Annotated in this window: 12 protein-coding genes and 1 pseudogene; 6 read left to right on the top strand and 7 right to left on the bottom strand. The window is 55.7% G+C overall.

Annotated elements, in window-relative coordinates:
• Positions 1–17 precede the first annotated feature (17 nt).
• On the bottom strand, positions 18–1,391 hold the full coding sequence (locus BGO64_RS06855) for a DUF4397 domain-containing protein (RefSeq protein ID WP_214005861.1): 1,374 nt from the start codon (positions 1,389–1,391) through the stop codon (positions 18–20).
• Between the two features lie 238 nt (positions 1,392–1,629).
• Between BGO64_RS06855 and BGO64_RS06850 the strand changes: the two genes are divergently transcribed.
• Together BGO64_RS06850 and BGO64_RS06845 are read left to right on the top strand one after the other, a co-directional pair.
• Positions 1,630–2,415 (top strand): hypothetical protein, encoded by a 786-nt coding sequence (locus BGO64_RS06850; RefSeq protein WP_286700383.1) that lies wholly within the window; start codon positions 1,630–1,632, stop codon positions 2,413–2,415.
• Positions 2,416–2,683: 268 nt separating this feature from the next.
• Positions 2,684–3,577, top strand: a complete 894-nt coding sequence (locus BGO64_RS06845; protein ID WP_286700382.1) for a LysR family transcriptional regulator — start codon at positions 2,684–2,686, stop codon at positions 3,575–3,577.
• Between the two features lie 127 nt (positions 3,578–3,704).
• Here BGO64_RS06845 and BGO64_RS06840 read toward each other — a convergent pair whose 3' ends face one another.
• Positions 3,705–4,217, bottom strand: coding sequence for a hypothetical protein (locus BGO64_RS06840; protein WP_286700381.1), 513 nt, complete (start codon positions 4,215–4,217; stop codon positions 3,705–3,707).
• A gap of 173 nt (positions 4,218–4,390) precedes the next feature.
• On the opposite strand from BGO64_RS06840, the pseudogene BGO64_RS20800 reads away from it, so the two are divergent.
• Positions 4,391–4,588, top strand: a pseudogene (locus tag BGO64_RS20800) (DUF2846 domain-containing protein); the annotation flags it as partial.
• An 84-nt stretch (positions 4,589–4,672) separates the two neighbouring features.
• On the opposite strand, the gene BGO64_RS06835 reads toward BGO64_RS20800, so the two are convergent.
• The 5 genes from BGO64_RS06835 to uvrD all read right to left on the bottom strand — a co-directional run bounded on the left by BGO64_RS06835 (position 4,673) and on the right by uvrD (position 10,508).
• Entirely contained in the window at positions 4,673–6,598 is a 1,926-nt protein-coding gene (locus tag BGO64_RS06835; protein ID WP_286700380.1) for an AAA family ATPase, read from the bottom strand.
• Positions 6,591–7,082 carry an ABC-three component system middle component 5 gene (locus BGO64_RS06830; protein WP_286700379.1) on the bottom strand — a complete coding sequence of 164 codons (492 nt, stop codon included), beginning with the start codon at positions 7,080–7,082 and terminating at the stop codon, positions 6,591–6,593. The genes BGO64_RS06835 and BGO64_RS06830 overlap by 8 nt, the downstream gene beginning before the upstream one ends.
• On the bottom strand, positions 7,082–7,678 hold the full coding sequence (locus tag BGO64_RS06825; RefSeq protein ID WP_236275813.1) for an ABC-three component system protein: 597 nt from the start codon (positions 7,676–7,678) through the stop codon (positions 7,082–7,084). The genes BGO64_RS06830 and BGO64_RS06825 overlap by 1 nt, the downstream gene beginning before the upstream one ends.
• Positions 7,679–8,074, bottom strand: coding sequence for a hypothetical protein (locus tag BGO64_RS06820; protein ID WP_286700378.1), 396 nt, complete (start codon positions 8,072–8,074; stop codon positions 7,679–7,681). It lies immediately after the preceding gene.
• Positions 8,075–8,336: 262 nt separating this feature from the next.
• Positions 8,337–10,508 carry a DNA helicase II gene (uvrD, locus tag BGO64_RS06815; protein WP_286700377.1) on the bottom strand — a complete coding sequence of 724 codons (2,172 nt, stop codon included), beginning with the start codon at positions 10,506–10,508 and terminating at the stop codon, positions 8,337–8,339.
• 412 nt (positions 10,509–10,920) lie between these two features.
• On the opposite strand from uvrD, the gene BGO64_RS06810 reads away from it, so the two are divergent.
• From BGO64_RS06810 to BGO64_RS06800, 3 genes are all read left to right on the top strand, one after another.
• Complete coding sequence (locus tag BGO64_RS06810; protein WP_041212138.1) at positions 10,921–11,919, top strand: BMP family lipoprotein; 999 nt, start codon at positions 10,921–10,923, stop codon at positions 11,917–11,919.
• A 101-nt stretch (positions 11,920–12,020) separates the two neighbouring features.
• Positions 12,021–13,583 (top strand): ABC transporter ATP-binding protein, encoded by a 1,563-nt coding sequence (locus BGO64_RS06805; RefSeq protein ID WP_286700376.1) that lies wholly within the window; start codon positions 12,021–12,023, stop codon positions 13,581–13,583.
• Positions 13,580–14,698, top strand: a complete 1,119-nt coding sequence (locus BGO64_RS06800; RefSeq protein WP_010672473.1) for an ABC transporter permease — start codon at positions 13,580–13,582, stop codon at positions 14,696–14,698. Before BGO64_RS06805 ends, BGO64_RS06800 begins: the two co-directional genes overlap by 4 nt.

The following is a 14,698-nucleotide window of genomic DNA, read 5'->3' as shown; positions in this document are numbered from 1 at the left end:
CTTGATGAGAGAGGGGGTTATTGACTGCTGCTGATGTCTTCCAGGATCAGCAACTCGGGATCGACGCCCCCGACGCTGTCAGACAAGGCCGCCGCAGTGAATACCTGGCTGGTCGACAAGGTGACCGGCAGGGGGCCAATGACCGGGCTCTTGTCACCCGAGGCGGTGACGGTGACAAAATAGTCTCCGGCGGCAACCGCAAGATACCCGCTGTCCCCCTTGAAGGGCACAGCCTTGAGCACGGGGGTGCTGGCGCTGATGTCTGACCCCGTCGTCAGATAAACGTCCACTGCCGGAGCCGTGGGTGCCGCATGCAGCACGCGAAGCTGCGCCTCTGTCGCCACCGCGCGGCCCGTGTCCGTCAGCAGCAAGGGCTCAATGGTTTCGCCAGCGGGATCCAGCAACTGGCCGACGGCAAACAGGGAGTAGCGGGTGCCCGCCTTGAGCGGCACGTCGCTGGCATTGATCACTTCAGGGGTCGTGGCGCCCGTCGGCGTGACCACAAAATCATAATCCGCCGCCGCCAGATCCAGATATCCGGTATTTCCCTTGAACGCCAGCCCTTGCAACGGGGCGGCGGTCGGCGCGGCACCATTGACCCGGATATCCACGGCCGGGGCGTCAGCAACCCCATGGACCACCCTCAGCTGGGCCTGCTCATCCACAGACAGGAGAGGGGTTGCACCAGCGCTGTCGATGGCAAGCAGCTTGACCGGGCTTGGCCCCGCCCCCAGGTTGTCGATCGCCGCAATCAGCAGATCCGCACCGCCGGTGAGAGGCAATGGACCCGAGTCATACACCACATCGCTGCTGCCCGGCAGCGTCAGCCTGACCTGATACTCCCCGGCCGGCAGAGTCAGGGGATCGCTATAGGTCTTGAAGGGAATGCCGGACAGCGTCGGACTGCCCAATGCGGCACCGGGCGCGGTGACATGAACATCCACCGCAGGTGCGCTCGGGGCGGCATGCACGACCTGCACCCGGATCTCGCCGCCAGCGGGCATCTGGTCCGGCCGTTCAATCACCAGCGGGCCAAACGCGGTATCGCCGCTGCCCGTCAGTTTACCCACAGCCAGCACGTCGTACTGGGTGTCGGGTTTGAGATCGAGGGAGACCGGCCCGATGACCGTCGCGGTACCGCTCGGCAAAATCCCGTCCACTGCCACCTCGTGGCTGCCAGCCGCCACCGGCTTGAGCCCGCTGCTCGAGCCAAAATCAACGGCCGTCAGGAAGGCAGCCCCATCGACATTGACATTCACCCTGGGGGCATCGGGGGCGAGGTGGCTGATCCTGATGGCCGCATTGGGCGGACTGCTGTCATTGTCACTGCCTCCGCACGCAGTCAGACCCAATATCATTGCAAGTGCGGCACAACGTTGAATCCATTTCATCTGGTCATTCTCCATTGGTTGGTCCCCACGGGCATATGGATCTCGCTAATGACTGGATCATCACTTTTTGTGCTTTTTTTACCCTTTTTGTGACGCAGCATGGTGCACCTGGCAGGCGTGCTCGTCCCTTTGTTCCGCCATTCATTACTGTCAGTGAATTTTCATATCATTCGAGTGTCATTTCAGTGAACACATCGCCGCCCTAGACTGCTTCTCGAACCTTAACGAGGAGTCTTGTATGAAACTCACCCATATCCCGTTGCTGGCCGGCACCCTCGCCTCGGCCTTCTCTTTCAACACCTTCGCCGGTGACATCGTCTCGGTGCAGTTCAGCGATGGCCGCCCCGCCGTGACCGGCGTCGAAGCGGTCAACAACGCACTCAACCCCATCGGCGTCAACGTGGTCACCGTCGACATTCCCGAGGCCGCCAGGCCGCTGCTCGCCGCCTCCCACCGCCGCGCGTTGACCAAAGCGGAGCACGGCGCCCTGATCTCGGCCTTCAACCTGAGTCAGGGGGAACTGCTGGAGCAGGCCAGGCTCGCAGGGCGCGCGCCCGCGGTGCAAGGGGGCGGCGTCGCCACCGAGGAGACCGGCGTCGGCCCCTACCCCAAGGTCTATGACCTGATGGCGCTGGACGAGCGCACCCGCAGCGCCGTGCTCGGCAAATATGGCCGCATGCACGTCAACTCCGCCGAGGACGGCACCGACATCGACGAGGTGATGACGGTGGTCAGCGGCGGCCCGTTCCGCTGGGGCTTTTCCCTCAAAGACGGCAGCATCGCCCGCTTCCAGATAGATAAAGTGGGCCTTGAGGACAAGGCCGTGCGGATCAGCTATCACGGGCTCGGCATGCACGCCGGGTTGATGGATGCAAAACAGGGGCTGCTGGTGGCCTTCGCCCACGGCCCCAGAGCGTTCACCATGCGCTACCAGGCGGATGTGCCCCACGCGCAGTTGCTCGGCACCAACCCCTGGGCCGATGTCGGCATCACCCTGCCCCCCGCCCCCGGCAAGGTGCAGTAAGCCGGTGCGTGCCATCTGGCGGCGGGGCCCGGGCCCTGCCGCCTACTTCTATGCCTGCCGTCACGGGCCGGGGTGCCCGGGGCCCATCGCCTCTCTTTCGTCTGCGTCCCTGCCACGCCCGGAGGGCCATGATCCGGGCCGGTCTGCCACGGGCAACTCTCTGTCTGGCGGGGGATGGGGGGTGGACACCCCGGGGATCCGCACTATTGTAATAAAAGTGCGCAATGATGGCGCCATCATTTACCAGTAGTGAATTAACGGGGGCAGGATGAACAAGATCACGGCGCTGAACGTCTTTCGCCGGGTGGTGGAAATGGGCACCTTCAGGGCGGCGGCGGACGACCTGCGCCTCTCCCAGGCGGCGGTCAGCAAGAACATCAACGAGCTGGAAGCCTTTCTCGGCATTGCGCTGATCAACCGCACCACCCGGCGGCTGAGCGTCACCGAATCGGGCATGGCCTATTACGGCCAGATATGCGCCGTGCTGGACAGCCTGGAGGCCGCCGACCAGTCCATCATGGCCGCCTCCTTCACCCCCAGGGGCAGGCTGAGGATCGGCATGCCCATGTCCTACGGGCTGATCCGGCTCAACCCCCTTGTCTGCGAATTCCAGCGCCGCTATCCGGAAATCGGCATCGAGGTGATCCTGAGCGACGCCTACATGGATCTGGTGGACCAGGGGCTGGACGTGGTGATCCGGGGGGCTGGCACCCTGGAGGACTCCACCCTGCGCGCCAAACCCCTGTGCGAGGTGCAGCGGGTGCTCTGCGCCGCCCCCGACTACCTGAAGGAGGCGGACCAGCCCGCCCACCCGGCGGATCTCAAGGCCTACAACTGCCTGCGCTACAGCCTCTCCTCCTCCCCCAACAAGTGGTTCTTCACCCGGGATGCGGAGAGCGTGGCGGTGGAGCTGCCCCCCGCCAGCTTCTGCGCCAACAACGGCATCGCCCTGAAACAGGCGGCGGTGCAGGGGCTTGGGGTGATCCTGGTACCGGATGAATTCGTGTCGAACGAACTGTCGGACGGCTCCCTGGTCAGACTGCTCCCCGACTGGCAACCCGACCCCCACGCCCTGTTCGCCGTCTACCCCTTCCACAAGGAGCAGTCCCGCAACGTGCGGCTCTTTATCGAATTTCTCGTCAAGGCGTTTCAGCCGAGGTGAGCCAGACAGGCGGGAGCTTGGGGTTTGTGCCTCTCGGCCACGACACAGACAACCCAACTGTATGCGACGTGTAGGTTCGATTAGCGAAGCGTCATCGGACTTTCGCGGAATCAATCGCTCCCTCTGGCTACCGTCCGTCGCCCAGGATGACGCCCCCTGCCTGTGGTGCGGATGTATCAGCAAATAGCCGCCTGCCGAGCTGGCGGATCAGCAGCAGCGGCGCCAGCAGGGTGAGCAGCAGCCAGTGGGTATAAGGCAGGATAAAGGTCCAGATGATCTCGTGGGGCAACCAGGTCGAGGCGGTAGCCGTCATAAAGGCGATGTCATAGGTCTGCCACAACCAGAGCCCGGCAAAGAGCGGCAGCAACAGCGGGCGGGGTGTCAGCAGAAACAGCGGCAAGAAAGCAGAAGCGAGCACGGCGCTGAACTCCAGCATGGCCGGGATCAGCTCAGCCAAGGTATGACTGGAGGAGAAGCCGCCCCATTGAAGGAAAGTATCCTCGGCCAGTGCTGGCCACCAGGATGCGTATTGAAACAGGGTAAACGAGATCATAAACAGCAGGCTGGCCAGCAGCGCCAGCGCCGTTTTTCGCAACAACCACAACCCCAGCCGGCGCAGTGTCGGCATCCACTTAGACATTAATGACTCCCATCTGGTGACGGGGCAGTATGCCTTGGCTGGTTTGAGCGTCAAAGCGGTACGCCATGTCCGTTAATTGCCAAAATATTGAATCCCGTCACACCGGTGGCGGTTTGAGTGGTTGCCCGGCAACAAAGCCTCATGCGAACCTTTATTTGCCTTTCTTCCAACCAAAACAGAGTGCACCGGGCAGCCGCATCTCTTACAGGTCGGAGAACGACGCCACCCAGACTCTTAGTGCCGAGGCGGGCAAAAACTGCTGCGTTTGGCAGGAGGTCAAGATGGGCCTGCTGATGGCTCGCTCCAAGCTGAGTCAGGTCAGTGAAGAGGAGGGCAAACAAGGGGTGATGGAGAGCAAGTTGGTTAAGTGATTAGATTCCTTCATCAAAAACACGGCGTAGCTTCACCAGCTACGCCTTTGTCGGAAAGGCGGGTGTCCCTTATTTCCTGATTATTCATATTTTCAGAACGTTATCAGAGTAGTATTTTCCAACACCGTAATGTTCATTATTGAAATCTGACAAAACCATAGATGTACAGAAAATAAGCTGGAAATCATCTCTTCCTTTTAATTTGTCAAAAATAGTTTGTTGGAAGTTATGGCTCCTACTTTCTTTCATTCCTCCATTTTCAATGGCATCAATCATCATAAATCTTGGCAGCCTATAGTTATCATCAGATAAAGACTCTATCAGTGCTGATAAATTCAAAGAGTTTTTCTTAATGTAGTTAGAGCTTCCGGAGAATTTTATCCTCTCATTGATTAGAACACGGTCTTTTGCAAAGTCGATTTCAATATCACTCGCTCGCGCGGAAGCAAAATCTTCCTCATATGGCTTACCATTAGTCCTTTTATCACTATGAAGGATATTAACCATTTGTTGGGAGATGCCTAAATATACTTTCTCTCTCCTTTTGGCATTGCTAACAGATGCCGCTTTAATCTTCTCTTTTAGCTCAGTTATTTTCGTGTTTAAGAAAATCTTTTTTTGCTTTTGTTGATCAAGCCCAGATATTACGCGCACTTTTTCTTGTAGTGATTTATTTTCAGCTTCTAAAAAACCTATCTTCCTTGCTCTTTCAAGCTTTTCAAAAGAGGTGGGGTCTACAGATTTTGACAGCTCTGAAAGCTTCCCTCTTGAAATTACTAGATTTCCTTTAACAATCTCTATTGATGCTTGAAGGCCACTTTTATGCTCTATGTAATCTGAGAGCACTTTTTTATTACCGGCAATCTGAAAATTAAGTTCATTGAGAATCTCAAGATAATTTGAGTTGTGTTTCTCATTACCTATTGGTGCCTTGCATAGGTGGCAGACATCATCGTGATTTTCATCAATGTGCTGACTCTCTATTGGTCCAAGGCAGCAAGGGCAATGTTCATATTTTACCAATCCAATTGCATCATAGGCAGATTTTGACTCTAAAAGAGCTTTTTTTCTATATTCGAGTGATTTTCCAAATAGTTCACAGTCAATGATTTCTCCCTCAGCAAAAACAATATCCCTTTCAAATTGTTGCAACTGCTTGTTATATGTGTTTATATCTTTTTGAAGTTTTAATATTTCTATCTCAATATTATTATAATCGCTGTTTTTATTTGTGACTACTTCTGGCTGATAATCACTCAGAGACTTTATTTCAGTAACATTAGAGGATATATCAGATAGTAAGCTACTCATAGTCGTCGATGAGTCGTCACCGAGTATTTTATACATGGCATTTAAATCGGATGACACATTCTCAAATTCTCGCTCTGAAATTATCAGTTCTTGTCTCAATTGATGCGTGTCTAAATTATCCAACCCCAATAAGAATTCTGCGATTGCTAGCCTAGAGTTTTCACTATCTGCACGAGGGTTATCTTCGTTTCTAAATATTCGAGTAGATGTGGTTTCTTGGTCTACATATAAAAAACGAAGCAACTGATGCATAGTGAGATTTGCATAGTCCTCAGTCTTATATGTGTTCCACCCTAGTAGTTCAAATATTTTTTGTGAGAAAGACATTCTTTCACTAGCTTCGTTCCTCCTTGGACCAAAACTCATCCAAGATGAAGAGGTGCAATGAGCATCATAATCTCCAAACTTGATTAAAATTGGAGGTATTTGGCCCTTTTCAATTTGTCTAGAAATTGTGAAAACGTTATTGTTTATATTCAGTTGGCAGAAAATGACATCACATTTATCTGCCGGGTACAACCATTGATTCGATTTTATTTCACCACCCAAGACGTAGAAAATAAGTTCTAGAATAGTTGTTTTACCAACAGAGTGATCACCCCGAATCACGTTTATCCCGCGATGAAATCTTTCATCATAAACAGTTTGATTGCTTTTGGTGACAATCAATCTTTCTATGTAAATAGATGCCCTAGTCATAGCGATACTCCATTAATCCGCATCTCTCTTTGAAGCCATCTTTCCCATTGATTCTCAACTTTGGAAATGACTCAATCAAGCATTTAAAAAAAGTGGTGTCGACAAAGGTATCATTTTTAAATGCGTCAATAACACTATTTGGCAAATAGGCTTCTCTTAATTTTATAGAGTTCCCATCGATATTTATCAATGATCGCTGTAATAATGATGAAAGTGCACTATCTTGGACTCTAGATAAGTCGAAAAATAATGATTTTGGATTTGGTGTTATTTCAAATGGTTCAGTGTATTCGTTAATTGTTTTCTTATATTTTGAGAATGCCCTTGGTAGCGTGACATTCTTTAATAAATGAGGGTATACGTAATAGAAGTCGATTAATCTAATCGTGTCTTTATCTATCTGTTCATGTGTTAAATGACTTAAAATATTAAGCAGTCGATAAATACAGTGATGTACATCATAGGCGGGATGATAAAATATCATTACTTCCACTCCACATGACACTTTTCTGTTAAAAAATAAAGCATCCCTTCAATCGCATCACTACTAATACTACCACCTGCAGTCATAACTTCAGCATAAAGTGGTTCAATGATTGTGCTATTGATGGCTGTTCTAATAACTAGCTCATTGGCCCCGCTTTTAATAAGAGGAAGAACATAGGTTTTAAATCTTGTTACAATCAAACCTAAAATGTGATTGAAAAATATCTGATATGAGCGCACATGTTGTAGTCTAGCAATCAATCTAGATGCTTTTTGACTCGAAACCAAGGCCTCGTCAATATAATTTTCACGACCCGCAATTCGTAGTTTTTCTGATAGGCCTATAACATTTCTTGACGATGAGTCCTTTATCCTGCTTTGCAACTCATCAAGCACCATGCAATATATTGGGTCATCTTCCTGTAATCTAATATGTTGCTCTATTAAATTGCGTAAGGCCTCACCATTTGCACCTATATTAAAAGAAGGGAATTTAATAACGGTTGAGCCGATGATAAGATCACCATCGACCTTATTATCATGAATTTCATTATTAGATAAAATACTCTTGGCTGATTCTGGTCCAGAAAGCATCTATTTATTCCCACCAATAATGAGATCTTTTTTTACTTTGTTATCATTTACTGTGCTGTTTGTAACGGATTGGCCATGACCAATCATAAGGTTACCATCTACCTCATTGTTATATATGTTCAAATTGTCAATTTCTTTTGCTGGAACCTCATTCATCTCATTTGGTAAATTAGTCTCAACATCTTCTGCTTGATTGTGCTTATTCGTTGAACGTTTAATTAAATATATACCCATAGCAAGGCAGAATGTAAAAGTAGTCACTATGAATATGATGTTTAATAACAAGTTATCTTTGAAAATATTAGAGCTGAATAAGTATGTTGAAAAAAGTTCATAGAAGACCCATGAAATAACCGCAGATGGTCCCCCAATTTTGAGAGCTGTTTGCCAATCCATATCTTCGCTCCTTTTGTGTTTACAGGAATGGTTACCACCAAAATGGAACGCTAGAAAAAGCTGCGTATGAGCCCTTTGTGGTAGAGCATGATATTACAGCTATGAAGGGGTTGATTGAAGCCAAAGTATCAATATCTGTGATTGATGCTTAGAAATTGGCCAACTTATCATTAGGAGCTTTGATTTATGTGGGGCAAAGTTTCTATATGTCGAAAAGCCAACCCGGCCTAAGCCGGGTTGATTGAATCAAAAGGCAGAGAAGTTACAGCGCCTCAAGGCGGGCATACGCCGTCACCAGCCACTTGGCGCCGACGTCGTCGAACTGGATCTGCACCCGGCTCTGCTGGCCGACCCCTTCGAAGTTGAGTACCACCCCTTCGCCGAATTTCGGATGGAGCACCCGCTGGCCGAGCTTGATGCCGCTGGCGTCGAAGCTCTGCTGCACCTCGTTCTGGCTGAAGCGGCCGTACTGGGTGGGGCGGCTGACCTGGGTGCGCAGCCGGATTTCTTCCAGACATTCGGCGGGCATCTCGCGGATAAAGCGGCTCGGCTTGTGGAACATCTCGCGGCCGTAGATACGGCGGCTCTCGGCATAACAGATGTAGAGCTTCTCCATGGCGCGGGTCATGCCCACGTAGCAGAGGCGCCTTTCCTCTTCCAGCCGCCCCGACTCCTCGGTGGATTGCTGGCTGGGGAACATGCCCTCTTCCACACCGACCAGCAGCACTAGGGGATATTCCAGCCCCTTGGCGCTGTGCAGTGTCATCAGCTGCACCGCGTCGGCATATTCGTCAGCCTGATTCTCGCCAGATTCCAGCGCCGCGTGGGCGAGGAAGGCGGAGAGATCGCTCATGTCTTCCAGCTCGTCCGGGCGCTGGTACTGGCGGCAGGCGGTGACCAGTTCGTCCAGGTTCTCTACCCGTGCCTGGGATTTCTCGCCTTTTTCCGCCAGATACATCGCCTTGAGGCCGGAATGCTGGATGGCGATATCCGCCTGCTGGTGCAGTGGCAGCAGGGAGACCTGTTCCTCCAGCGCGTCGATCAGCTCCACAAAGCCGCGCACCGCGTTGCCGGCACGGCCGGTCAGCACCTTGTCATTGAGCAGTGCCTTGGCCGATTGCCACAGGTTCTGGCCCTGATCGCGAGCGTTGCTCCGCAATATCTCCAGGGTGCGATCGCCGATGCCGCGGGTCGGGGTGTTGACCACCCGCTCGAAGCTGGCGTCGTCGCCACGGTTGTTGATAAGGCGCAGGTAGGCCATGGCGTCTTTGATTTCCTGGCGCTCGAAGAAGCGCAGGCCGCCATAGATGCGGTACGGCATGGCGTCCTGCATCAGCGCCTCTTCCAGCACCCGCGACTGGGCGTTGGAGCGATAGAGGATGGCGCAGTCGGCCAGCAAGCCCCCCTTCTCTTTCCAATCCTTGAGGCGGCCGACCACGAAGCGTGCTTCGTCCACCTCGTTGAAGGCGGCGTACAGCGAAATCGGCTCCCCCTCGGCCCCTTCGGTCCACAGCTCCTTGCCAAGGCGCTCCGAGTTGTTGGCGATGACGCTGTTGGCGGCTTTGAGGATGTTGGCGGTGGAGCGATAGTTCTGCTCGAGACGAATGGTCTCGGCGCCCTGATAGTCGGTCAGGAAGCGCTGGATGTTCTCGATCTTGGCGCCGCGCCAGCCGTAGATGGACTGGTCATCGTCACCGACGATCATCACCTTGCCGGTGTCGCCGGCCAGCATCCGCAGCCAGGCGTACTGGATGCCGTTGGTATCCTGGAACTCGTCCACCAGGATGTTCTGGAAGCGGTCGCGGTAGTGCTCGAGGATGTGCGGCTTGTTGAGCCACAGCTCGTGGGCGCGCAGCAGGAGCTCGGCAAAATCCACCAGCCCGGAGCGATCGCAGGTCTCCTGATAGGTCTTGTAGATCTGCTGATAGGTGCGGGTGACGGGGTCGCCGTAGAGGTCGATGTCGCCGGGGCGCAGCCCCTCGTCCTTCTTGCCGTTGATGTAGCCCATCACGGCGCGCGGCGCCCAGTGCTTCTCGTCGAGGTTGAGCGCCTTGAGCACCCGGCGAATGAGGCGGTACTGATCGTCCGAGTCGAGGATCTGGAAATCCTGGGGCAGGCCCGCATCCAGATGATGGGCCCGCAGCAAGCGGTGGGCGATGCCGTGGAAGGTGCCGATCCACATGCCGCGCACGCCGTCGCCGATCACTTTTTCGACCCGGCCGCGCATCTCGGCCGCCGCCTTGTTGGTAAAGGTGACCGCGATGATGGAGAAGGGTGAACAGCGTTCCACCTGCATCAGCCAGGCGATACGGTGCACCAGCACCCGGGTCTTGCCCGAACCGGCACCGGCCAGCACCAGCAGGTTGCAACGGGGGGCCGCCACCGCGTCTCTTTGCTTGTCATTGAGCCCGTCGAGCAGGGTTGAAACGTCCATCACCACTCCTGTTTATTTATACAGGCGGGGATTATACGGCCTGAGCCGCCAGAGACCAAGCCGTGAGCAGCCGGGGGCCAACCCGCCCGCCAACGCTGCGTCGATGAGGCCGCAGGGATGGTGCCGATGGAAGCCAATTTTTTCATCAGGGGAGGAAAACGGTTGCGCCTAACATCATGAATCCAAACACAAATGTCGATCGAGCCCTATTAATCCCGGAATTTAATTCTGCAAAAACACCATAAAACAAACACTTATAAGGCAATTTGCTTATATTTCAAACCGTTAACGCAAACGTTTTTCCTCTATGATCCCCTTGACCAACGGGCTGGCTCACTTACAGTTAGCCAGCGTGCTTTATGACCTGCCAAGACAGGTTGTGGACCCTCACATAACAATCAAGGATACGATCGTGACTAAAGTGCTCAAGCTGGCCACCGTGGCCGCCCTCACCCTCGCTGCCCTGTCCGCCCAGGCAGCCTCCGAGCCCGCCGTCATCTATGACACCGCAGGCAAATTCGACAAGTCCTTCAACGAAGCCGTGTTCCGCAACGGTGTCGAAGTCTACAACAAGGACAAAGGCGTCAAGGTCAAGGAGTTCGAACCCCAGAACGAAGCCCAGCGCGAGCAGGGCCTGCGTCGTCTGGCCAGCCGTGGCAACGGCCCCATCGTCGCCGTCGGCTTCAACATGGGTTCCGCGGTAGAGAAAGTCGCCACCGAGTTCCCGAACACCCAGTTCACCATCATCGACATGGTGGTCGACAAGCCGAACGTCCAGTCCCTCATCTTCAAGGAGCATGAAGGTTCCTTCCTGGTGGGTGCCCTGGCGGCCATCGCCTCCAAGACCGGCAAGGTCGGCTTCGTGGGCGGCATGGACATCCCGCTGATCCGCAAGTTCCAGTGCGGCTATGAGCAGGGCGCCAAGTACATCAATCCGAAGATCGACGTCTATCAGAACATGACCGGCTCCACCCCGGCAGCCTTCGCCGACCCGGCCAAGGGTGCAGAACTGGCCAAGTCCCAGTTCGCCAAGGGCGCCGATGTGGTCTATGCCGCCGCCGGTGGCACCGGTATCGGTGTCTATCAGGCTGCCAAGGACGAAGGCAAGCTGGCCATCGGTGTGGATTCCAACCAGAACCACCTGCAACCGGGCACCATGCTGACCTCCATGGTCAAGTCCGTGGGTCTGGCCGCCTACAAGAGCTGGGATGACGCCGCCAAGGGCAGCTGGAAGCCGGGCATCCAGTCCCTGGGTCTGGCCGAAGGCGGGGTTGACTGGGCGCTGGACGAGAACAACGCCAAGCTGATCACCCCGGAAATGAAAGCCAAGGTCGAGAGCATCAAGGCCGACATCATCGCCGGCAAGATCAAGGTGCACGACTACATGAGCGACAACTCCTGTAAGTACTGATCCTACTAATACCGAGTCACTGCTACGACTCTCAACCAGTGATGACCGGCCCGCACGGGCCGGTTTTTAGTCTCTACTTCATGACCCGCAAGGACTGCATCATGGACCAGACAGATCGCTATGCCATCGAATTAAGGGGTATCGATAAGCGGTTCGGCGACGTGTACGCCAACAAGCAGATCGACCTTCAGGTTCGTAAAGGCAGCATTCACGGCATCGTCGGCGAAAATGGCGCCGGCAAGTCGACCCTGATGAGCATCATTTACGGTTTCTACCACGCCGACAGAGGCGAGATGCTGATCGACGGGAATCCGTTCAAACCCCATGGCTCCCAAGATGCGATTGCCGCCGGGGTGGGCATGGTGCACCAGCACTTCATGCTGGTGAACAACTTTACCGTATTGGAAAACGTCATCCTCGGCGCCGAGAACGGCTGGCGCCTGGGCAAGAGCCTGGCGGCCGCCGAGAAGCTGCTGGGCGAGCTGGCACGGGACTATGGTCTCGAGGTGCCGCTGCACGAGAAGGTCGAGGATCTGCCGGTGGGCCTGCAACAGCGGGTCGAGATCCTCAAGGCGCTCTATCGCGGTGCCCGCATCCTGATCCTGGACGAACCCACCGGGGTGCTGACCCCGCAAGAGGCGGATCACCTGTTCGAAGTGCTGAAAAAGCTGCGGGATCAGGGGGCGACCGTCATCCTCATCACCCACAAGCTGCGGGAGATCCTGGCCATCACGGATCAGGTCTCCATCATGCGCCGGGGTGAGATGGTGGCTCACGTCGCCACCAGGGATACCGACAAGGAGCAGCTCGCCGAGCTGATGGTGGGCCGCAAGGTGCGCCTCAAGGTCGACAAGGGCACCGCCCAGCCGGGCGAGGCCAAGCTCAGGGTCGAGGGCCTCTCTTACGTCGATGACGCCGGGGTGGAACGGGTCAAATCCGTCAGCTTCGAAGTGCGGGCGGGGGAAGTGGTCGGCATCGCCGGGGTCTCCGGCAACGGCCAGTCCGAGCTGCTCAGCATGCTCGGCGGCATCCTCAAGCCCAGCAAGGGCGGCTTCACCATCGCCGGGGCGCAGCGCCACGAGGTAAGCCAGAGCCACCCGGCCGATCCGGAGCAGGTGCGCAACTTCGGCCTCGGCCACATCCCGGAAGACAGGCACAAGATGGGGCTCATCAACCGCTTCGAGGCGAAAGAGGCCTTCATCCTCGGCTATCACCGCCGTGCCCAGTACAACAAGGGCTGGCTGCAGGACAAGGAGGCGATCCGCCAGGATTGCCAGGCCAAGATGGACAAGTGGGACGTGCGCCCGCCGAGCCCGGAGCACAAGACCGCCAACTTCTCCGGCGGCAACCAGCAGAAGCTGGTGATCGCCCGGGAAGTGGAGCAGGACCCGGATGTGCTGCTGGTCGGTCAGCCGACCCGGGGCGTCGACATCGGCGCCATCGAGTACATCCACCAGCAGATCATCGCCATGCGCGACAAGGGCAAGGCGGTGCTGCTGGTGTCGGTGGAGCTGGACGAGATCATGAGCCTCTCCGACCGCATTCTGGTCATCGCCGATGGCCGCATCGTCGGCGAGCTGGACGGCGCCAGGGCGGATGAGCGCACTATCGGCCTGATGATGGCGAACATAGTCCCCGACGATATCAAGGAGGCCCATTCATGAGCCAAGCACGCGTTCCTGCCTGGATATCCGTGGGCGTGCTGCCCGCAGTCAATATCCTGCTGGCCTTCCTGGTGTCGGCCATCCTGTTCTATTACCTCGACATCAGTCCCATCGAGGCAGCCGAAATCATGTGGTACGGCGCCTTCGGCACCGGCGAGGGGATAGGCTTCACCCTCTATTACGCCACCGGTTTCATCTTCACCGGTCTGGCGGTGGCGGTGGCCTTCCACGCCGGCCTGTTCAACATCGGCGGTGAAGGGCAGGCCTATATCGGCGGCCTCGGGGTCGGTCTGGTCTGTCTGCTGCTCGGGGACGTACTGCCGTTCGCCCTCTTGCTGCCGCTCGCCATCATCGCCGGCGGCCTGTTCGGCGCGGCCTGGGCCTTCATCCCGGCCTGGCTGCAAGCCAAGCGGGGCAGCCACATCGTCATCACCACCATCATGTTCAACTTCATCGCCGCCTCCCTGATGGCCTACCTGCTGGTAGACGTCTTCAAGCCGCCAGGATCCATGGCCACCGAGAGCAAGGTGTTCGCCGTGGCGAGCTGGCTGCCTAAGATGAGCGAGCTGGCGGCCGGTTTCGGCATCGCCATGCCCAACAGCCCCCTCAACATCAGCTTCTTCTGGGCGCTGATCTGTGCGGCCCTGGTATGGGTCTTCATCTGGCATACCCGCTGGGGCTACGAGATCCGCTCCGTGGGCGCCAGCCAGAGCGCCTCCGCCTATGCGGGCATCTCCTACCCCAAGGTGGTGATCCTGGCCATGGTGATCTCCGGCATGCTGGCGGGCTTCTTCGCCCTCAACGTGCTGCAGGGTGAGCTGCACCAGATCAAGCTCAACTTCGTGGAAGGCTTCGGCTTCACCGGCATCGCGGTGGCCCTGATGGGTCGCAACCACCCGGTCGGCGTCATCATCGCCAGCCTGCTGTTCGGCTTCCTCTACCAGGGCGGCGCCGAGCTGAGCTTCGAGTTCGGGGTGGACCGCAACATCGTCGTGGTGCTGCAGGGTCTGGTGATCCTGTTCTGTGGCGCCCTGGAGCACATGCTGCGCCCGCGCATCGAGCAGGCCTATCTGGCCTTTGCCAACCGCCCGGCCGCCCAAGTGAAAGGAGCCTAA

The sequence above is a fragment of the Aeromonas sp. 62-46 genome (genome assembly GCF_001898585.1).
In the GTDB taxonomy this organism is placed as follows: Bacteria; Pseudomonadota; Gammaproteobacteria; order Enterobacterales; family Aeromonadaceae; genus Aeromonas; species Aeromonas caviae.
This window is presented reverse-complemented; position numbering and strand designations above follow the sequence as displayed.

Bases quoted from the DNA above. Each gene is read 5' to 3' on its own strand.
- BGO64_RS06845 (WP_286700382.1), top strand. From the start codon at position 2,684: ATGAACAAGATCACGGCGCTGAACGTCTTTCGCCGGGTGGTGGAAATG.
- BGO64_RS06850 (WP_286700383.1), top strand. From the start codon at position 1,630: ATGAAACTCACCCATATCCCGTTGCTGGCCGGCACCCTCGCCTCGGCC.
- BGO64_RS06835 (WP_286700380.1), bottom strand. From the start codon at position 6,598: ATGACTAGGGCATCTATTTACATAGAAAGATTGATTGTCACCAAAAGC.
- BGO64_RS06840 (WP_286700381.1), bottom strand. From the start codon at position 4,217: ATGTCTAAGTGGATGCCGACACTGCGCCGGCTGGGGTTGTGGTTGTTG.
- BGO64_RS06820 (WP_286700378.1), bottom strand. From the start codon at position 8,074: ATGGATTGGCAAACAGCTCTCAAAATTGGGGGACCATCTGCGGTTATT.
- BGO64_RS06855 (WP_214005861.1), bottom strand. From the start codon at position 1,391: ATGAAATGGATTCAACGTTGTGCCGCACTTGCAATGATATTGGGTCTG.
- BGO64_RS06805 (WP_286700376.1), top strand. From the start codon at position 12,021: ATGGACCAGACAGATCGCTATGCCATCGAATTAAGGGGTATCGATAAG.
- uvrD (WP_286700377.1), bottom strand. From the start codon at position 10,508: ATGGACGTTTCAACCCTGCTCGACGGGCTCAATGACAAGCAAAGAGAC.
- BGO64_RS06800 (WP_010672473.1), top strand. From the start codon at position 13,580: ATGAGCCAAGCACGCGTTCCTGCCTGGATATCCGTGGGCGTGCTGCCC.
- BGO64_RS06825 (WP_236275813.1), bottom strand. From the start codon at position 7,678: ATGCTTTCTGGACCAGAATCAGCCAAGAGTATTTTATCTAATAATGAA.
- BGO64_RS06830 (WP_286700379.1), bottom strand. From the start codon at position 7,082: ATGATATTTTATCATCCCGCCTATGATGTACATCACTGTATTTATCGA.